This window comes from Nereida ignava (genome assembly GCF_001049735.1).
Classification (GTDB): domain Bacteria; phylum Pseudomonadota; class Alphaproteobacteria; order Rhodobacterales; family Rhodobacteraceae; genus Nereida; species Nereida ignava.
Genome location: NZ_CVPC01000005.1, coordinates 275434 through 293501 on the forward strand (window position 1 = coordinate 275434; position 18068 = coordinate 293501).

The 18068-nt window shown below is 51.2% G+C and carries 18 protein-coding genes; 11 read left to right on the plus strand and 7 right to left on the minus strand.

What is annotated here, in order from left to right; translation table 11 throughout:
• Nucleotides 1–23: 23 nt before the first annotated feature.
• Together NIG5292_RS05970 and regB are read right to left on the minus strand one after the other, a co-directional pair.
• Nucleotides 24–1487, minus strand: coding sequence for a hypothetical protein (locus tag NIG5292_RS05970; RefSeq protein WP_048598576.1), 1464 nt, complete (start codon nt 1485–1487; stop codon nt 24–26).
• A 71-nt stretch (nt 1488–1558) separates the two neighbouring features.
• Entirely contained in the window at nt 1559–2959 is a 1401-nt protein-coding gene (gene regB, locus NIG5292_RS05975; protein WP_048598577.1) for a sensor histidine kinase RegB, read from the minus strand.
• 102 nt (nt 2960–3061) lie between these two features.
• On the opposite strand from regB, the gene NIG5292_RS05980 reads away from it, so the two are divergent.
• Together NIG5292_RS05980 and NIG5292_RS05985 are read left to right on the plus strand one after the other, a co-directional pair.
• Complete coding sequence (locus tag NIG5292_RS05980) at nt 3062–3676, plus strand: SCO family protein (protein ID WP_048598578.1); 615 nt, start codon at nt 3062–3064, stop codon at nt 3674–3676.
• Nucleotides 3677–3738: 62 nt separating this feature from the next.
• Entirely contained in the window at nt 3739–4293 is a 555-nt protein-coding gene (locus NIG5292_RS05985) for an ActR/PrrA/RegA family redox response regulator transcription factor (RefSeq protein ID WP_048598579.1), read from the plus strand.
• 1 nt (nt 4294) lies between these two features.
• Here NIG5292_RS05985 and NIG5292_RS05990 read toward each other — a convergent pair whose 3' ends face one another.
• Nucleotides 4295–4885 carry an HD domain-containing protein gene (locus NIG5292_RS05990; RefSeq protein WP_048598580.1) on the minus strand — a complete coding sequence of 197 codons (591 nt, stop codon included), beginning with the start codon at nt 4883–4885 and terminating at the stop codon, nt 4295–4297.
• A 112-nt stretch (nt 4886–4997) separates the two neighbouring features.
• On the opposite strand from NIG5292_RS05990, the gene ahcY reads away from it, so the two are divergent.
• Together ahcY and NIG5292_RS06000 are read left to right on the plus strand one after the other, a co-directional pair.
• Entirely contained in the window at nt 4998–6389 is a 1392-nt protein-coding gene (ahcY, locus tag NIG5292_RS05995; protein ID WP_048598796.1) for an adenosylhomocysteinase, read from the plus strand.
• Between the two features lie 191 nt (nt 6390–6580).
• Complete coding sequence (locus NIG5292_RS06000) at nt 6581–6922, plus strand: DUF2853 family protein (RefSeq protein ID WP_048598581.1); 342 nt, start codon at nt 6581–6583, stop codon at nt 6920–6922.
• A gap of 208 nt (nt 6923–7130) precedes the next feature.
• On the opposite strand, the gene NIG5292_RS06005 is transcribed toward NIG5292_RS06000, so the two are convergent.
• Genes NIG5292_RS06005 through tsaD form a run of 4 tightly spaced genes read right to left on the minus strand, consistent with a single transcriptional unit; the run spans nt 7131 to nt 9854 of the window.
• Entirely contained in the window at nt 7131–7550 is a 420-nt protein-coding gene (locus tag NIG5292_RS06005; RefSeq protein ID WP_048598582.1) for an EVE domain-containing protein, read from the minus strand.
• On the minus strand, nt 7547–7822 hold the full coding sequence (locus NIG5292_RS06010; protein ID WP_048598583.1) for a YciI family protein: 276 nt from the start codon (nt 7820–7822) through the stop codon (nt 7547–7549). Before NIG5292_RS06010 ends, NIG5292_RS06005 begins: the two co-directional genes overlap by 4 nt.
• On the minus strand, nt 7822–8763 hold the full coding sequence (locus NIG5292_RS06015; protein ID WP_048598584.1) for an NAD(P)H-dependent glycerol-3-phosphate dehydrogenase: 942 nt from the start codon (nt 8761–8763) through the stop codon (nt 7822–7824). Before NIG5292_RS06015 ends, NIG5292_RS06010 begins: the two co-directional genes overlap by 1 nt.
• The gene (tsaD, locus tag NIG5292_RS06020) at nt 8760–9854 is read right to left on the minus strand and encodes a tRNA (adenosine(37)-N6)-threonylcarbamoyltransferase complex transferase subunit TsaD (RefSeq protein ID WP_143081914.1); all 1095 of its coding nucleotides are present in this window, start codon (nt 9852–9854) and stop codon (nt 8760–8762) included. Before tsaD ends, NIG5292_RS06015 begins: the two co-directional genes overlap by 4 nt.
• 24 nt (nt 9855–9878) lie before the next feature.
• Between tsaD and NIG5292_RS06025 the strand changes: the two genes are divergently transcribed.
• The 7 genes from NIG5292_RS06025 to NIG5292_RS06055 all read left to right on the plus strand — a co-directional run bounded on the left by NIG5292_RS06025 (nt 9879) and on the right by NIG5292_RS06055 (nt 18062).
• Nucleotides 9879–10604 carry a uroporphyrinogen-III synthase gene (locus tag NIG5292_RS06025; protein WP_048598585.1) on the plus strand — a complete coding sequence of 242 codons (726 nt, stop codon included), beginning with the start codon at nt 9879–9881 and terminating at the stop codon, nt 10602–10604.
• 59 nt (nt 10605–10663) lie between these two features.
• Nucleotides 10664–11815, plus strand: a complete 1152-nt coding sequence (locus tag NIG5292_RS06030) for a COG4223 family protein (protein WP_048598586.1) — start codon at nt 10664–10666, stop codon at nt 11813–11815.
• Nucleotides 11816–11826: 11 nt separating this feature from the next.
• Nucleotides 11827–13278 carry a heme biosynthesis protein HemY gene (locus NIG5292_RS06035; RefSeq protein ID WP_048598587.1) on the plus strand — a complete coding sequence of 484 codons (1452 nt, stop codon included), beginning with the start codon at nt 11827–11829 and terminating at the stop codon, nt 13276–13278.
• A 247-nt stretch (nt 13279–13525) separates the two neighbouring features.
• Entirely contained in the window at nt 13526–14620 is a 1095-nt protein-coding gene (locus NIG5292_RS06040; protein ID WP_048598588.1) for a TRAP transporter substrate-binding protein, read from the plus strand.
• A 112-nt stretch (nt 14621–14732) separates the two neighbouring features.
• On the plus strand, nt 14733–15323 hold the full coding sequence (locus tag NIG5292_RS06045) for a TRAP transporter small permease subunit (protein WP_048598589.1): 591 nt from the start codon (nt 14733–14735) through the stop codon (nt 15321–15323).
• A 34-nt stretch (nt 15324–15357) separates the two neighbouring features.
• Nucleotides 15358–16725, plus strand: coding sequence for a TRAP transporter large permease (locus tag NIG5292_RS06050; protein ID WP_048598590.1), 1368 nt, complete (start codon nt 15358–15360; stop codon nt 16723–16725).
• Nucleotides 16722–18062: an amidase gene (locus tag NIG5292_RS06055; RefSeq protein ID WP_048598591.1), complete on the plus strand. Its 1341-nt coding sequence runs from the start codon at nt 16722–16724 to the stop codon at nt 18060–18062. Before NIG5292_RS06050 ends, NIG5292_RS06055 begins: the two co-directional genes overlap by 4 nt.
• The last annotated feature ends 6 nt before the right edge of the window (nt 18063–18068 follow it).

The following is an 18068-nucleotide window of genomic DNA, read 5'->3' on the forward strand; positions in this document are numbered from 1 at the left end:
CGTCACCTTATAGTAGCAAGGCGTTAAAGTGCGGCCCTGCTTGTATTCTCTACTGCGGATGTGTCGCTTGGTCGCTCTGAGAACTGCACGAGCATGTGCCCACTTGCCTTTCGATCAATATTCAGCGCGACTGAGTTGTTACCTTCTAGAGCTAATTGGCTTTTCCAATGATGAACGGACATTGGTTTGTTGAGGGCTGCACGCACTTGGTCCCATTTATCTGTATGTTTCGCACGCTTGCCGATGCCTGTGGCCGCACTGATTGGGTAGTTTAATTTGTCTTCCCATTGCACGCGGAAGGCTGAGTTGGCGGCGCATACTTTTTTGCCCTGATCAATAATGCAAGTTGGCTCAGGAATTAGATCAAGAGCTTCTTTCAGCGCTATGTTTTCGGCCTGCAGTGCTTGAATGATCTCGCTCATGTCCGGTGTCTCTTCAATCGAGATCACGCGCGACCCTTCCGCGTGAGGCATCACCGCGGCTGTTAATTTGCGACCTTTTGTTGTGGTCCACGAGGTAGTCGCCACCGCATTTTTTTCGTTGGGTGTGAGGGCTGTCGCCCAGTCCTCAAAGCGGGTGTTCGCAGGGGTGAGCCGAAGTTCGCGTAGCTTATGAAGGAACATATCAAGTGATGGGCGTCGCAATAGAAAATCGATTGGAAGCGCATATTTATCGGCTAGTGCTGGGTTGAAGACGGTAAGCCTGTCATCACGATCAAAAAGAGCCAGCCCACATGATAGTGCGGCAAATGTTTTTGCCATGGATTGGCGAAATAGATCCAGTTTTGCTTCTGCTTCAACAACTTGATCCGCTGGTGTGGCATAGAACCGAAACCCTGCTTCCAAGACTTCATGTGAAACGTCATACCACTCTACTAATTTTTGGTTTTGAACTTGTGATATTCGCTGCTGAGCACCCGAAGGTTTTTGCTTCAAGCCGGTGGTGTCGAGCAACCTCGGTAGGGGCCAAGTTTCAATATGTTCGCAACGCTTCAAGTACGCCGCGTTAGCCCAAACGATCTCACCTGCTTCATTTTCCTCCCAAACGAGAAAAGGTGCTGACAAAGTTCGATCTGCTGATGTTTTCTGTGTGACGCTTGTGCCTTGAAGCTCGACACGAATGAGGGTGTGAATAGCCTCGAAGGTAAGCAACAGCCGTTCGTCCCTATGTGATTTCAGTGTTGAGTGACCCAAAGACACGGCAGTTTCAGCGTGCGCATCTAGATCAGCAAAATCATCAGTAACGGCTGATTTGAAGTGGGCCCAATCATCAAGGTTACTGGGCTGGCTTATGTCCTTTAACAATGCCTTAGCGGTGTTTGTTGCATCAACCAGATACCCGTCCTCAAAAAGGAAAATCGTTCGCCTTTCGTCATTTGTTCCGAGTGAATAAGTTGGTTTTTGGGCTGTTAGGGTGGATGAATTAATCCACCAATTGGCTGCCGTAAAAAATACAAGGCAGGCGGAAAAAAATACAAAAGACGCCATCGTTACTCCGTCGAACTACTAACAGAGTATGTAGAAAACGAAATTAAAGAAAATATTAACAAGCCAAAATTTTAGACGTGAAATTGCTCATTTTCGCCAAGTGAAATTGTTTTGTTGCTGATTATTTTGGAGGCTAGCCATGACACTTCGACGATTGCGCCGCTTCGGTTGAGTGGTGTGGATGACTCAATGGTAGGACCTGATCCGTTTGAAAAACGCAGGGTCGCGCCCGATCTTTCGAGTAGTGTTTTAGCAATAAATAGACCAAGTCCCATTCCCTCGTAACCTGGTCTTTTTTGCTGATCGGGTTGTGAGTTGCGGCGTTTAACAAATGGATCGCCAATCCGGTTAAACACCTGCTGTGAAAACCCGTCGCCATCATCAGTGATCCGCAGTGTTATTTCGGTATCGCTCCATTGCACATCTATCCAAACTTGCGTATCGGCGAAGTCCACCGCGTTTTGGATAAGGTTCCGCAGTCCGTGAATAATTTCGGGCCGACGATTGATGTGAGGTTGTGGAATGTCGTGCGTGTCATCAATTGCTGAAACGTCAAAATTAACGGCCTTTCCACGGTTCATGTGGGGCTCCGCGGCCTCCTGAAGAACGGCTGAAATTGGTGCTGTCATCAGGTGCTTATCTTCTTTTCCGGCGCGCCCCATCGAATGCAAAATCTCGCGACAGCGTTCCGACTGCTCGCGGATTAGTTTAGCGTCATCATAAAGGTCAGGTTGTTCGGAAAGCTCTTCCATCAACTCGGCACTTACAAGTTTAATGGTGGCGAGCGGTGTTCCAAGCTCATGTGCGGCTGCAGCAACAACACCCCCCAAGTCTGTCAATTTCTGCTCACGGGCGAGGGCCATTTGAGTAGCGACTAGCGCATTGGACATTGTGTTCATTTCAACTGTGACGCGGCGTGCGTAAAGTCCGATAAAGATGACGCCAACACCCATGGATACCCAGAAACCGAAGAGCAAAATAGACGGCATCTCATGGATGAAGCCCTGCGCGGTTCTCAGCGGTACGTAAAACGTTGTGAGAGCGGTAATCGCTAGCAACGTCAGTCCACCAACAGCAATTGTTGAGCGGGTGCTAAGTGCTGTGGCCGATATGGTCACGGGCGCGATCAGCAACACAGCAAACGGGTTGTTCATACCCCCGGTCAAAAAGAGCAAAAGCGCCAACTGTCCAAGATCAAACATGATCATGGAAAGCGCTTCGTTCTCGTCCAACCTCTTGTTTTCCGGGAGTACGAACGTCGCGATCAGATTAAATATGATACCTGCGCCAACAACCATCAGGCATAGCCTCAAATCAAGGCTGAGCGAGAAGTAGATTTTCCCCACCGCCATCGCAGCAAGTTGTCCGGTAATGGCGAGCCACCTTAAGCCGATCAGTGTCCGTATCCTGATCCAGTTGGCGCGCGCACTTTCCTCAAAAAGAGCAATCTCGGATGCGTGTTTTGTTGGCACGTTGACTTGTCCTTAATGTGACCCATGGTCGCTTATCAAAGCCTACCATATCCTGCTACTTAGCGGGCAAGACTACTTTTGGAATGTGAGAGGGCGTTAATTATGGCTAAGGGTTTCGCTATTGCTGCGGGTGTTTCGACAACAGCACTGGTTATTGCTGGAGTTTTGGCGACAACTATTTTGGCGCCATCGAACAGGTTTGAGCAGTGCAACGTTATGGCTGTTGCCGGTGGTCAGCTTGGTGGACCGTTCACTTTGGTAAATCATAACGGTGAGACAGTCACTGACGAGGATGTTCTAACACAGCCTTCGCTGGTTTATTTTGGCTACACGTTTTGCCCTGATATTTGCCCGCTTGATGTTGTGCGAAACGTTGATGCGATTGATGTCTTGGCCGATCAGGGAAAAGACGTGAAACCTGTTTTCATCTCCATTGATCCTGAGCGTGATACGCCTGAAGTTTTGGCAGATTACGTCTTTAATTTTGGCGAAGATATGACGGCACTGACGGGTACGCCTGAGCAGGTGAAAGTAGCATCCAGAGCGTACAAAACTTTCTACCAACGCCAAGAAGGTGACCCAGATTACTATTTGGTCGACCATTCTACGCAGAGCTATTTTGTGCTTCCTGAGCAAGGCATCGTTCAACCTTTTGGTAGGCAAATTCGACCAGACCGCATGGCAGAGCAGATGGCTTGCATGATGGATGCTGTCTAAGAAATTGACCGCATAACAGTTCACTCCATATCATCACTCATAGACCAGTTTGGGAGATCACCATGTCGGCTGAAGCAAAGTATGAAATTGGCGAAGACAAGACATTGCTTTTGGTCGATGACGATGAGCCGTTTCTAAAGCGTCTTGCGAAAGCAATGGAAAAGCGCGGCTTTGCGGTTGAGACTTCTGACAGTGTTGCAGGGGGCAAGGCGATCGCCACTGCGCGTCCGCCTGCATATGCCGTTGTGGATTTACGGTTAGGTGATGGGAACGGTCTGGATGTGGTTGAGGTTCTGCGCGCGCGCCGCCCCGACAGCCGTATCGTCGTGTTGACGGGATACGGTGCAATTGCGACTGCTGTTGCTGCGGTAAAGATCGGAGCTACTGATTATTTATCAAAGCCAGCTGATGCGAATGACATTACCAACGCACTTTTGTCGGGCGATGACGAATTGCCCCCACCACCAGAAAACCCGATGTCAGCGGACCGTGTTCGTTGGGAGCATATTCAGCGTGTCTATGAGCTTTGTGACCGAAATGTTTCCGAGACAGCACGCCGCTTGAACATGCACAGGCGCACGTTGCAGCGCATTTTGGCAAAACGTAGCCCGCGATAAGCTAAAGCTTCTCAATAAGTGCGTTGTAGCGCGCGGTGTAATCTGCGCGTACAACGGGTGCGGGGCGAAGTACGATTTCAAGATCGCCAATCAATGCTCCATTTGGTTTGCCAAAGAACTTATCTGCCTCCGCCTCGGAAAATCCTGCGATCTGAACTGCTTCCATCCATGCGCTGATCTGGTCAGCCTTTTTGATCTTTTTCTTAACAGCTACTGGTATTTTTGCCGGTAGACCAAAGCGAATGTGGATTGCTGCCTCAAGGCGTTCATCCAAAGCACTGTAACCCGGTCCAACGGCGGCCTTAACGGGGCTAATCATATCGCCAATCACGTATTCAGGTGCATCATGCAAAAGCGCAGCTAGCTGCCATTTTGCGGGGGCGCTGGGGTTCATTCGGGAAAAAATTGTCTCAACAAGCAGTGAGTGTTCAGCAACGGAATAGGCGAAATCACCGATCGTCTGTCCATTCCAGCGGGCAACAAACGCCAACCCGTGAGCGATATCTTCGATCTCAATGTCGACTGGTGTCGGGTCAAGCAGGTCAAGTCGTCGTCCCGATAGCATACGCTGCCAAGCTCGTGGTTGTTTCATCAGATACGCCCCGTAAGATCACGGCTCGAAACTAAGGACCCTTCTACGCATTGTCGAGATGGGTCTGGAGTGCTATCTGCCCGTTAAATTCAAAACGAAAAGTGAGGCCATTATGGCGAACGATTACATTGTTAAAGATATCTCTTTGGCTGATTTTGGCCGTAAAGAGCTTGATATTGCTGAAACGGAAATGCCGGGTCTGATGGCGCTACGGGAAGAGTATGGTGATACCAAGCCTTTAGCGGGTGCGCGTATCGTCGGTTCTCTGCACATGACCATTCAAACGGCGGTTCTGATTGAGACGCTTGTGTACCTTGGCGCGGACGTTCGCTGGGCGTCGTGCAACATCTTCTCCACCCAAGACCATGCGGCGGCTGCAATTGCTGCAGGTGGTACGCCTGTGTTTGCGATCAAGGGCCAGTCTCTTGAGGAGCACTGGGACTACCTCGATAAATCTTTCATGTTCCCAGATGGGCCGAACCTGATCCTTGATGACGGTGGCGACGCGACTTTGTATATTCTGCTGGGCGCCCGCGTTGAGAACGGCGAAACTGACCTCATCGAAGTGCCGACATCCGAAGAAGAAGTCGCTGTATTTGCACAGATCAAAAAGCGCATGAAGGAAAGCCCAGGCTGGTTCACAAAGATGCGTGGCCAAATCAAAGGCGTGTCCGAGGAAACAACCACTGGCGTTCACCGTCTTTACGATCTGGTGAAGCAAGGACAGCTTCCGTTCCCCGCGATCAATGTGAACGACTCTGTCACCAAATCGAAGTTCGATAATAAATATGGCTGTAAAGAGAGCCTTGTTGATGGCATCCGCCGGGCCACCGATACAATGATGGCCGGTAAAGTTGCGGTTGTCATGGGCTACGGCGACGTTGGTAAAGGCTCAGCTGCATCGCTTGCGGGTGCGGGCGCACGCGTAAAAGTCACAGAGGTTGATCCTATCTGTGCGCTCCAAGCGGCAATGGACGGCTTTGAAGTGGTTCTGCTCGAAGATGTTGTAGACACCGCTGACATCTTCATCACCACAACTGGCAACAAAGACGTGATCCGCATTGAGCATATGCGCGAGATGAAGGACATGGCGATTGTTGGCAACATCGGCCACTTCGACAACGAGATCCAAGTTGCATCTCTGAAGAACCATAAGTGGACAAACATCAAAGAGCAGGTGGATATGATCGAGATGCCGTCAGGCAACCGTCTTATCCTGCTTTCAGAGGGCCGCTTGTTGAACCTTGGTAACGCAACGGGTCACCCGTCTTTTGTGATGTCAGCATCATTCACAAACCAAGTGCTTGCACAGATTGAGTTGTGGGTGCGCGGTAATGAATACAAAAACGACGTCTACATCTTGCCCAAGCATTTGGACGAGAAGGTAGCGCGTTTGCACCTTAAGCGTATTGGCGTGAAACTGTCCCAACTGGATCCAGAGCAGGCAGCCTACATTGGTGTTTCACCAGATGGTCCATTCAAGCCAGAGCACTACCGCTACTAAACTTACGATGAAAAGTATTTGAAACGCCGCCGGGTCAAACCGGCGGCATTTTGCGCTTAAGGTCTGCGTGAAATGCGCGGCGTCAGACAGCACTCAAATTTTCCCTTTGACGCGGCTGACTTAGCGCTTACCCTACGCAAACGGGGGCCACGGTGGTTGTCCGGTAGTATTTTAACGAGGGGACTTACGGTATGGGTAAGCGCGACGATTTAATTGCGAAATATGCTGATGACTTGAAGAACAAGTGCGGGATGACACCTGACATTGATCTGTTGACCAAAGTGACAATTGGCTGTGGTCCGGCGATCTATAACGCCGATGCGTCCACAGTAGCCGCAGGTCAGCCAGCAGAACTTGAGACGGTCAAGAACAATTTTCTTATCAAAAAGCTGGGCCTTGCAGATAGTCCCGAACTTGATGCGGCGATTACATCAGTTTTAGAAACTTATGGTATGTCCGAGCGCAGCAAATATCGTGCGGTAGTCTACTACATGCTGACCAAGCACTTTGGAAAAGAAGCTGTATACGGCTGATTGGTTATGAAGGGGCGCCGTATTTAGGGCGCCCTTTTTGCGTTAATAGTCTCTTAATGCACTGAATTTGAAAGATATTTTATATATCAAAAGCTTGCACCGAAAGGTTCGAGTAGGTAGACGATCAATACGAACCAAGAATGGTTTGGACCTTTTATATTTGAACACGTGTGGTGAATGAGGGGTCCAAGGGGTTGGACCCCTCATTTTATGTTTTGCACCCAGCCATCTGACAAATCTTCGTCCAATGTTCCTCCGCTACTGGCTGTACGGACAACCTTGGCGATTTCACCAGTGGCATATCATCAAAGAACGGATCACCTTTGATCTCGGCCAGTGAAACAGAGCGGGGAAGTTCTTTGATCGCCTTGATGTCCACGCATTGCCAGCGGTCTTGCGTTGTTGTGCTGTCTTGGTGTGCTTCTGAAATGATCTCAACGATCCCCACGACCGCCTTTTCATCTTGCGAATGATAAAAGAGGCCGCGGTCACCAACAGCCATTTCACGCATGAAATTACGCGCCTGATAATTGCGCACGCCGTCCCATTCTTCGCCAGTGTCGCCTTTGGCGACCTGATCCGCCCAACTCCACGCACTTGGCTCAGATTTGAATAGCCAGTAGTTCATCCACCAATGACCCTGTTCCAGTGAAGTAATTCCACGCTGTCAAACAGACCAGCAAGGGCATAGGGGTCTGATGCTGCCCAATCCTTGGCGTCAGCCATGCTTTGCACGTCCAGAATAACGACAGAGCCGATCATCTCGCCCGCGTCACTTAAAATTGGACCCGCTTGCTGCACGACACCGGTCGACTTGATGTACGCAAGATGCGCATCCCGGTTCGCTTTGCGCACATCAAGTGCGCCGTCTTTGTCTTTAGCTATCAGGCTTACAAGCATTAGCTTTCCTTCTTTAAGGCTCTATTCAAAAGTGATTTGACCGCATCTTGGACGGTGATTTGTTTGTCTACAAGTGCCGCTACGGTTTCAATAATCGGCATTTTACCATGATTTAAGGATGCCATTGCTTTCGCAGTTGCTGCCCCTTCGACAGTTTCCTCAGATGTCCAAGTGTTACCCGCGCCAATCCCCAGTCCGTACCTAAAATTGCGCGAGGTTTCTGACGACGCGGTTAGGGTCAAGTCACCTAAGCCAGACAGGCCCATCAGCGTGTCAGTTCTGGCCCCAAGGGCTTCTGCGTAGGTCCGCATTTCAGAGAACCCGCGTGTCAGAATTGCCGCGCGCGCGCTTTCGCCAAGGCCTGATCCGATGGCCACGCCACATGCAATTGCAATTACGTTCTTTAGCGCACCACCCAACTCAACACCGCGCCAATCATCTGTAAGATACAGTCGAAGCGTTGGCGTGCTTAGAGCATTTTGCAGGTTTGTTCCGTCATCGCTCATGGCAAGGGTAAGTGCTGTGGGAAGGCCTGCGGCGATGTCTTTGGCAAAGCTTGGCCCGCTCAAAATACCAATGGGCCCACCAAGATCGGCCTTTTGCATTAAGCCAACTGGCCCAAGTCCCGATTTTAAATCTACGCCCTTGCAGCAAGCTATCAGTGGCCTGTTTCGCAATGCTGCCTGCTCTTGAAGTAATATCGTCGACAGCTGCTGTGTGGGCGTTGCAATCAGTATTGTACCTTCGCCAGTCAGCTTGTCTGTAACGGTCACATTGGGCGGCAGCTTGTAGCCAGGTAGCCGACGTTTGTTTTCCCGATCAGCATCGATTTGCGCTGCCGTTTTAGCGTCCCGCGCCACCAAAATAATATCGCCGTTTGTAGCCAAAGTAATGGCAAGTGCGGTGCCAAAAGCGCCTGAACCTAAAATGGTGATGGTCATGCTTTTGCTCCCTTTTTGCCTGAGCCAAGCATTGGTGCCGCGGTTTGATCGAGCGGCCATCGGGGGCGCGCTGATAAGGTCAAATCGTCGTAGTGGCCTAGTGCAAAAAGTTCTGCTCCAGCATAGGCGATCATGGCTGCATTATCCGTACACAGGTTTAGCGGCGGCGCTACAAATGGCAGATCTTGGGCATTACAAAGCGCAACCAAGCCCTGACGAATGGTCATGTTGGCAGCTACACCTCCGGCAACCGCAACGGCCGTAGCATCTGGGCAAAGCGCGATGGCGCGCCGTGTTTTTTCCACCAACACATCTGTGACGGCGTTTTGAAACGCGGCGCAAAGATCGCGTCGATGCGCTTGCGGCAACCCGCCGTGTTCTTCAACAATCGCGTCACGCGCGCGCAACAAAGCAGTCTTGAGACCAGAAAATGACATGTCGCAGCCGTTACGGTCCAAAAGTGGGCGCGGCAATTTATAGGTTTTGGGATTGCCGTTTTTTGCTTCGTTTTCTACCGATGGTCCGCCCGGTTGTGCCAGTCCCAAAAGACGCGCCGTTTTGTCGAACGCCTCACCGGGGGCGTCATCAATTGTGCCGCCAAGTCTCCTGTAGCTTGTTGGTGATTTTACTTCCAAAAACTGACAATGCCCACCCGAGACAAGCAGCATCAAATAGGGGTACGCAATACCGTCGCTTAGGCGTGGTGTTAAGGCGTGACCCGCCAAATGATTAACGCCGATCAGCGGCTTTCCTGATCCTGCCGAAAGCCCTTTTGCGCACATGACACCGGCTAAGACCCCACCAATAAGACCCGGTCCAGATGTTACCGCGATTGCGTCGATATCATCTAAACTTTTACTCGTTTGTTCCAGTACTTTCGCCACACAGCCATCCAGCTTTTCGGTGTGCGCGCGCGCGGCAATCTCAGGAACGACACCACCAAAATCATTGTGAAGCTGCGTCTGACCTTCAACTACCTGCGCCAGAATGTTTGGCCCTTCAGTGCCCACTTGTACGATTGCCGCTGCGGTATCGTCACAGCTGCTTTCAAGACCCAAGATGGTCAGAGGGGGGCCATTGCGTGTCATCATGCTGCCAGCTACCATCTGCTTGATATGCAAACAATGCCTTCTGCTCGCCCCACAGTGATCATCACCCGCCCTGAGCCTGACGCGGCTCAGTTTGCAGAGCGGGCGCGCGTGACGCTTGGCGCAGCCGTAGAGATTGTTTGTGCACCGCTTGTAGAGATTGATCCGCTTTCTCAAGTAATAGAGTTTATCCATGATGAGCAGGTAATTTTCACCTCGCGCAACGCTGTGCGTCTTGCGCCGCATGGTGTGGGTCGAACGGCTTTTTGTGTTGGTCAGCGCACCGCAGATCTTGCATTGGACGCCGGCTATCGCGCTGTGTCTGCGGATGGCGATGCATCTGACTTAATAAACTTGCTCAAGGCTCAGTCATCAGGACCTTTGGTTCATGTCCGCGGCGAACAGACGACGCTCAGCTTTTCAAATGCTTTGGCAGCGTTGGGTTTGGTCGTTCGTGATATCGTGGCGTACAGACAGGTGGCCAAAGAGCTGCCCGTAGATGTTGTGTCTAAGATACTTCGTGAGCAAAGAACTATTGTGACCGCTTTCTCTGCAAATGCAGCCGAGGTTCTGTCAAAGCATGTTGCGGGAAACAAAGCGGCCTCAACGCTTGTGGCGATTAGTTCATCTGCTGCGGCGCCGTTGACGGGCTGCTTTGCGAAGACCGTGGTGGCATCGACGATGGATGCGGCGGGTCTTCTTGCGGCGGTGCAAGTGATCTGCGATGACTTGAGTAAGCAGACATCCGGCTGATGTGACGCGATTGATTAGTGTATTGTTGAGCGTAAGCAAGATTCGAGGGAGTTAACTAGGTGGCCGAAAAGACATCTGAAGAAGAACCGATCACTGAAAAAGTTGACCCTGTGTTGGATGAAACGGTCGCAGACGCAGCTGCCGATGATACTCACGAAACGGACAGTACATCCGACGAGGCAGGTTCTGACGAAGCGGTCGTTGAGCGGGATGAGACGCCAAAAGAAGAGCCAAGCGATACGAAAACCAGTCCAAAGGGCGGTATTTTGCCGATGCTGGGTGCAGGTGTTGTGGTGGCTTTGCTTGGTTTTGTCGCGGGGCGTGCAGATATTATCCCGAACGATGCGCTTCCTGATTTTTTACAACGCGATAGCACACTTGCAGAAACAGTTGCGGACCAAAAGGTGGCTTTGGATAACCTTGAGCAACGCTTGACCGAGTTTGCGACGGCTGATGACATCGCCGCACTTCAATCCCAATTGACCGAAGCGGCGGAAGATGGCGCGGCTGCGCGTGCCGCGTTAGCGGATCAAATTGCTAATCTTCCCGTTGTGACAGACAGCACAGCGAACGTTGATATTGCAGCGGTACAAGATTTGATCAACGCGCAGAATTTGAAAATAGCAGCACTGACTGAACAGCTTCAGGCACAAACAGAGCAAACTCAAACAAGTGTGGCGCAGCTTGAAGCCGCCGCCGTTGAAGAGGCGCTTTTTGCGCAGGCGCGTGCTGCATTGTCCCGAGTTCAGGCGGCTATCGAAACTGGTGCGCCTTTTGGTTCGGCTTTGGCTGATTTTTCAGAAGCGAGCACGGCTACTGTGCCGGAAGTTTTGCAAGCTGTCTCAAGCACTGGTGTTCCGGCGCTGGCTTCTTTGCAGGATGAATTTCCACCACTTGCACGTCAGGCGCTTGCCGCTGCACGCTCGGAAACGCCAGTTCCCGAAACCACTGTTGGAAAGCTATCAGCTTTTCTGGCTCGTCAGACCGAAGCGCGCTCTGTGACGCCGCGTGAAGGGTCGGATGCCGATGCTGTGCTGTCGCGTGTTGAAGCTGCTGTGCGCAAAGGTGCGTTAAACGATGCGCTGGCCGAGTTGGATACGCTCCCAGATACGTCTAAATCCGTTTTGTCGCCGTGGGCCGAAGCTGTAAAGCGCCGGCTTGATGCCAGTACTGCTGCCGCTCAATTGGCGGCATCCCTTAAATCGAACTGAGGTCACGCATTATGCTTTGGTCCCTTACTAAAATTCTTGTTTTTGTTGCATGTGTGGCCGCCCTTGCGTTTGGCGCGGTTCAGCTTTTGGAAATGGAAGGCGGCGTTCAGATCACCTTCAACGGGGTTGAGCGGACATTTGGCCCACTTCAAACGGCCATTGCTTTTGCGGTGTTGGTCGCCGCGCTTTACATCGTATTGAAAGTGTTAGGCCTGATTGGTGCTGTGCTTCGGTTCATTAATGGGGATGAAACAGCGCTGTCTCGTTATTTTGTGCGTAACCGCGAGCGTAAGGGGTTTGATGCCTTGTCCGAAGGCATGATGGCGCTTGCGTCAGGCGAGGGGCGCTTGGCGATGTCAAAGGCCAGCAAAGCGGAACGGTATCTACGTAAACCCGAGCTTACAAATCTGATCACCGCGCAAGCGGCAGAGATGGTTGGTGATACCAAAAAAGCGGACCAAGTTTACAAAGAGCTTTTGCAGAATGATCAGACCCGCTTTGTGGGTGTACGTGGAATTATGCGCCAGAAATTGGCTGCTGGTGATACGGATACGGCCTTGGCCTTGGCGGAAAAGGCTTTTGCTTTGAAGCCTAAGCATGAAGAAACGCAGGACGTTTTGTTGCGACTTCAGGCTCAGAAAGAGGATTGGAGCGGCGCGCGCAAAACCTTGACCGCTAAGTTGAAGCATGGGTCGTTGCCTCGTGATGTGCACAAACGCCGCGATGCGGTTCTGGCGCTGTCAGAAGCAAAAGCGATTGTTGCAGATGATAGCACGATCGAAGTGAAAGAGGCGGCGATTGAGGCAAACCGGCTATCGCCAGATCTAATCCCGGCGGCCGTCTTGGCGGCGGATTCTTATATCGCAGCCGGTGAAGGAAAGTACGCGGCGCGGGTTTTGAAAAAGGCGTGGGGCGCGCACCCTCACCCTGATCTAGCGGCTGCTTTTGCACGAATTGCGCCCGAAGAAACTCCGGCTGAGCGCCTCAAGCGGTTCAAAGCATTGACCCGCGTTGCCCCTGATCATGCCGAAACAAAAATGCTGCTTGCTGAGCTTCATATCGCAGCTGAAGATTTTCCAGCAGCGCGTGCTGCGATGGGTGATTTGGCGGAAAGAAACGCGACAACGCGCAGTCTAACAATTCTAGCGGCGATTGAGCGTGGCCAAGGTGCCAGTGATGATGTTGTGCGCGGTTGGTTGACGAAGACGCTAACTGCCCCGCGTGGCCCACAGTGGGTTTGTGAGAACTGTCAAAATATTCACGCAGAATGGGCGCCAACCTGCTCAAATTGCGGTGCTTTTGATACGCTTGCGTGGCGTACTCCAACGACTTCTGATGCAACGATGCCGTCATCTACGGAAATGCTGCCTTTGCTTGTTGGCACGCCCTCAGCATCCGATGTGGATGATGCCGAAGTCATTGATGAGGCGTCAACGGGCGTAGATGCGCCAGAGAAATACTGACCGCGTTCAAACTATTTTTCGGCGTGCTCCTTATTAAATTTTAGCGATTAGCCCCATCAGAGTTACTTTAGGTTAATCAAGGGCTTGTTTCGGGAAATAATTGTTCTAGTCTCCTTAACATTCTTGGAATGCCAAGAAGCATAGCTTCGTTATCAGAGGTTAGTAAGTTTCGTTATCCTGTGATGTGAAGCCGAAAAAATAAGCGACCCCATAATGGGTTGCGCTGATCGATTCCTTGGGAGGGACTATGACAAATACACTTAACCGCAGAAAGTTTTTGCGCGGCTCGGCTGTTGCCGGCGCTGCTGCTTTGGCGACACCAGCAGTTGCGGCCAACCACGGCACAACACTGAAAATGCAAGCTGCTTGGGGCGGCGGTATTTTCCTTGAAAATGCACAATCGTTTGCAAGCCGCGTTAACGAAATGTCTGGTGGTTCATTGACCATTGAAGTGCTGTCTGTCGACTCAGTTGTTAAGACAAGCCAGATGCAAGACGCGGTACACCGCGGCGTTCTTGATGCAGCGCACTACGTATCAGCCTATTGGTACGGCAAGTCCAAAGCTGCATCACTCTTTGGCACAGGCCCGTGCTTTGGCTGGTCAAGCCAAGAGATGCTTGGCTGGATCCACGCAGGTGGTGGTCAAGAGCTCTTTGATGAGCTGATGGACAGCCTGCGCTTGAACGTTGTGTCTTTCTTCAACTCACCAATGCCAGCACAGCCACTTGGTTGGTTCCAAGAAGAAATCAAAGACGCAAGCCAGATGAATGGTCTGAAGTACCGTACTGTTGGTCTTGCTGCTGACGTTCTGCTCGAAATGGGCATGTCAGTTGTGCAGCTGCCTGGCGGTGAAATCCAGCCAGCGATGAAATCTGGTTTGATTGACGCGGCTGAATTTAACAACCCAACATCTGACCGTGACTTTGGTATGCAGGACGTTTCCAAGCACTACCACTTGGCATCATACCACCAGAGCCAAGAGTGCTTTGAAGTTACATTCAACAAAGACAAGTTCAACGGCCTGTCACCTGAGCACCAGGCGATCATCCGTAACGCGTCAATGGCTGAAAACTCCGGCTTCTACTGGGGCAACACAAAGCGTTACTCAGACGATCTGATCAAACTGCAAGAGCAGGACGGCGTGAACGTATACCGTACACCAGATTCTGTTATGGCAGCGCAGCTGGAAGCATGGGACAAAGTTGCAAACCGCATTGCGGACGACGATCCATTCTTCGCGAAGGTTATGGAGTCACAGAAGGCATACGCCAAAGATGTGATGAACTACCTCAACATGAACCAGCCTGATTACAAACTGGCGTACAACCACTACTTCGGTTGATCGCTTAGTTTAGAAATGGTGTGTCCGGGTGCTTTATTGCGCCCGGACATTTGCGCTCAATCAATTGACGAGCGCCAATAATTCACATGATCTGTAGGGGAGCGACAGACACATGAAAATCGTTTATGCCATTGAGGGACTGAGCCTGTGGGTTGGACGTGCCTTTGGGTGGTGCATTCTCATCCTCACACTGTCCGTATCGTACGAAGTATTCGTAAGATACGTCCTGAATTCGCCGACTGTTTGGGCGTTTGATATGATGATCCAGATGTACGGTGCTTTGTTCTTGATGTGTGGTGCGTATGCACTGGCGCAGGACACGCACGTACGTGCTGATGTTGTGTACCGTTTGCTACCGATCAAAGTACAAGCCTCGTTGGATTTTGTGCTTTATTTCCTATTCTTCTTTCCGGGCGTCATTGCCCTTGCTTGGTATGGTTACGAGATCGCTTCTGATAGCTGGCGCTACAAAGAAGTGAGCTTTAACAGCCCTGCTAGTATTCAAATTTATTTCTTCAAATCTTTGATCCCGCTATCTGGTGCGCTGTTGGTGCTCCAAGGCTGTGCGGAGCTTGCGCGCTGCGTGATGGCGATGCGCACCGGTGCTTGGCCCGAGCGTTTGGCTGACGTCAAAGAAACTGAAGATTTGTTGGCGAGTATTGATCTGGACGCGATCCAGTCAGCTACGCCTTCTAATAAATGAACCGCCATAAGAGCGAATAGAAAGATATAAAAAGATGTCAAATCCTGAAGTCGCCCTGTTGATGCTTGGGCTGTTCATTTTCCTTGTACTTCTTGGCTTTCCGATTGCTTTTACACTCCTCGCAATGGGTGTGGCATTTGGATATTACGCGTACCACCAAGGTGGTCCGATCGAGACGTTCTCGGATATTTTCAACAACAACATTTTCTACCTACTGAACCAGAACACGTATTCTGTGATGGAAAACCCGATCCTGGTTGCGATCCCGTTGTTCCTGTTTATGGGCTACGTGGTTGAACGGGCGAACATCGTCGATAAGTTGTTCTTCTCTTTGTACATGGCCGCACGCAACTTGCCGGGTAGCCTTGCAATTGCCGCCTTGCTTACTTGTGCGGTGTTCTCAACAGCATCTGGAATCGTTGGTGCGGTTGTAACACTGATGGGCTTGTTGGCGTTTCCCGCGATGGCAAATGCCAATTATAACAAAAGCTTTGCGTCTGGCGTGATCTGTGCCGGTGGTACGTTGGGTATTTTGATCCCGCCATCCATCATGCTTATCGTCTATGCGGCGATTGCAGATTTGTCGCCCTTGCGCCTTTACGCAGCTGCGGTGTTCCCCGGTTTATTGTTGGCGGGCCTCTACATTGTGTACGTGATCACACGTGTTTGGTTTAATCCTGCATTGGCGCCAAAACCGACCATGGAAAATGTGCCGCCACCCCGCGAAATTTATAAAGACCTGTTGGTAAGTTTTGTGCCGCTGACTGTTTTGATTGCGCTGGTTCTTGGTTCAATCCTTGGTGGTCTTGCGACACCTGCTGAAGCCGCTGCAATGGGTGCTTTAGGGGGTATGGTGTTGGCGGTACTTTATCGCTCCATGACGTGGGAAAAGCTGAAGGAAAGCGTCTTCCTGACCGCAAAAGCAACCGCGATGGTGTGCTGGTTGTTCGTTGGTTCGTGGACGTTTGCATCGGTTTTTTCGTACTTGGGGGGACACGACATCATCGCAGATTGGGTTGGTGGCCTTGATCTTGAGCCGTGGGAATTCTTGATCCTTGCTCAAATTATCATCTTCTTGCTGGGATGGCCGCTGGAATGGTCTGAGATCCTGATCATTTTCGTGCCAATCTTCTTGCCGCTTCTCGAGGTATTTGGTGTAAACCCTTACTTCTTTGCGATGTTGATTGCGTTGAACCTGCAGACTTCGTTCCTGACACCACCCATGGCGATGTCCGCCTATTATCTCAAAGGGGTCCTCAAGGACAAAATTGAGTTGATGGACATCTTCCGCGGTATCATGCCGTACTTGGGCATTGTGATTTTGACGATGGTCTTGATGTATAACTTCCCAGGCATCGCATTGTGGTTCCCTGACTATCTCTTTGGACCATACATTCCATGATCCCAGATAGTTATAAACTAACTGCAACCGAGGCGGTGGATGCCATCGCCTCGGGACGCCTTAGTTCTGTTGAATTGGTCAAGTCTTGCTTGGCGCGCATTACGGAAACTGATGAAGCTATCAAAGCGTGGGCTTTTCTCGATCCTGATGCAGCACTTGCCCAAGCGGCTGAATGTGACCGACTTCGCAGAGCAGGTATGGCAACGGGTCGTCTTCATGGCATTCCGGTTGGCCTGAAAGACATCATCGATACCGCCAAAATGCCAACACAGCGCGGAACATCGATCTTTGCCGGACGGCAAACGGAACACGTAGCCCGTTTGGTTGAACGTTTGCGCGAAGAAGGTGCTGTGATCATGGGTAAAACCGTGACCACTGAACTGGCTTTTGTGCACGAAAACGAAACCCGTAACCCCCACAACACTGACCACAGCCCTGGTGGTTCATCGAGCGGTTCGGCAGCTGCGGTTGCAGCGATGCATGTGCCGCTGGCCATTGGTACCCAGACAAATGGTTCCGTTATCCGTCCCGCATCATTCTGCGGAACATTTGGGTTCAAACCTACACGCGGTGTGATTTCCCGCAGTGGTGTTTTGCAGACGTCAGTTTCGCTTGATCAAGTGGGGTGCTTTGGTCGCAGTCTTGAAGACGTTGCGCTGTTGACCGATGCAATCGGAGGCTACGACCAAAATGATCAAGTTAGCTTTGCGCGCCCGCGTCCAAAGATGCTTGAAGGAGCGCAGGCCGAGGCATTGGTCACGCCCGAGTTTGCATGGTTTGATCTGCCCTTTAACGAGCGCCTTTCCGGCGATGCGCGTGAGGGCATGGAGGCGGTACTAGACATTCTTGGCGCTAAAGTGACCAAAATGGAGCCCGCAGATACCCTGTCTGATCTCGTCATGGTGCAAGCGCGTATCCATGAATATGAAATTGCCCATCACCAAGCAGAGGTCTTTGATACGCACTGGGATCAGATCAGTGATACGTTAAAACCCATCATTGAGCGTGCGCGTAAAATCACAAAAACTGAGTATGAAGACGCGCTAGCTGTAAAAGGGTCCGCTGAGTCGTTCTTTATGAACTTCTTTTTGGATTATGATGCGGTCATTGCGCCATCAGCTGCTGGCGAGGCTCCAAAGCTTGGAGACGGCACGGGCGATCCGATCTTTTGTACCCTGTGGACGCTTGCGGGGCTGCCATGTGTCAGCCTTCCTCTTCTGGTTGGTGACAATGGGCTACCGATCGGTGTGCAACTTATTGGGCCACCTGAAAAAGATGACCGGCTTTTGCGCACGGCGCGATGGCTACAAACCTATTTATCTGAAACAGCCGAGTAACTGAGA

Excerpts from the sequence above, each read along its gene's own strand:
- NIG5292_RS05970 (WP_048598576.1), bottom strand. The coding sequence starts at position 1,487 with ATGGCGTCTTTTGTATTTTTTTCCGCCTGCCTTGTATTTTTTACGGCA.
- NIG5292_RS05980 (WP_048598578.1), top strand. The coding sequence starts at position 3,062 with ATGGCTAAGGGTTTCGCTATTGCTGCGGGTGTTTCGACAACAGCACTG.
- NIG5292_RS05985 (WP_048598579.1), top strand. The coding sequence starts at position 3,739 with ATGTCGGCTGAAGCAAAGTATGAAATTGGCGAAGACAAGACATTGCTT.
- NIG5292_RS05990 (WP_048598580.1), bottom strand. The coding sequence starts at position 4,885 with ATGAAACAACCACGAGCTTGGCAGCGTATGCTATCGGGACGACGACTT.
- ahcY (WP_048598796.1), top strand. The coding sequence starts at position 4,998 with ATGGCGAACGATTACATTGTTAAAGATATCTCTTTGGCTGATTTTGGC.
- NIG5292_RS06000 (WP_048598581.1), top strand. The coding sequence starts at position 6,581 with ATGGGTAAGCGCGACGATTTAATTGCGAAATATGCTGATGACTTGAAG.
- NIG5292_RS06005 (WP_048598582.1), bottom strand. The coding sequence starts at position 7,550 with ATGAACTACTGGCTATTCAAATCTGAGCCAAGTGCGTGGAGTTGGGCG.
- NIG5292_RS06010 (WP_048598583.1), bottom strand. The coding sequence starts at position 7,822 with ATGCTTGTAAGCCTGATAGCTAAAGACAAAGACGGCGCACTTGATGTG.
- NIG5292_RS06015 (WP_048598584.1), bottom strand. The coding sequence starts at position 8,763 with ATGACCATCACCATTTTAGGTTCAGGCGCTTTTGGCACCGCACTTGCC.
- tsaD (WP_143081914.1), bottom strand. The coding sequence starts at position 9,854 with ATGATGACACGCAATGGCCCCCCTCTGACCATCTTGGGTCTTGAAAGC.
- NIG5292_RS06025 (WP_048598585.1), top strand. The coding sequence starts at position 9,879 with ATGCAAACAATGCCTTCTGCTCGCCCCACAGTGATCATCACCCGCCCT.
- NIG5292_RS06035 (WP_048598587.1), top strand. The coding sequence starts at position 11,827 with ATGCTTTGGTCCCTTACTAAAATTCTTGTTTTTGTTGCATGTGTGGCC.
- NIG5292_RS06040 (WP_048598588.1), top strand. The coding sequence starts at position 13,526 with ATGACAAATACACTTAACCGCAGAAAGTTTTTGCGCGGCTCGGCTGTT.
- NIG5292_RS06045 (WP_048598589.1), top strand. The coding sequence starts at position 14,733 with ATGAAAATCGTTTATGCCATTGAGGGACTGAGCCTGTGGGTTGGACGT.
- NIG5292_RS06050 (WP_048598590.1), top strand. The coding sequence starts at position 15,358 with ATGTCAAATCCTGAAGTCGCCCTGTTGATGCTTGGGCTGTTCATTTTC.
- NIG5292_RS06055 (WP_048598591.1), top strand. The coding sequence starts at position 16,722 with ATGATCCCAGATAGTTATAAACTAACTGCAACCGAGGCGGTGGATGCC.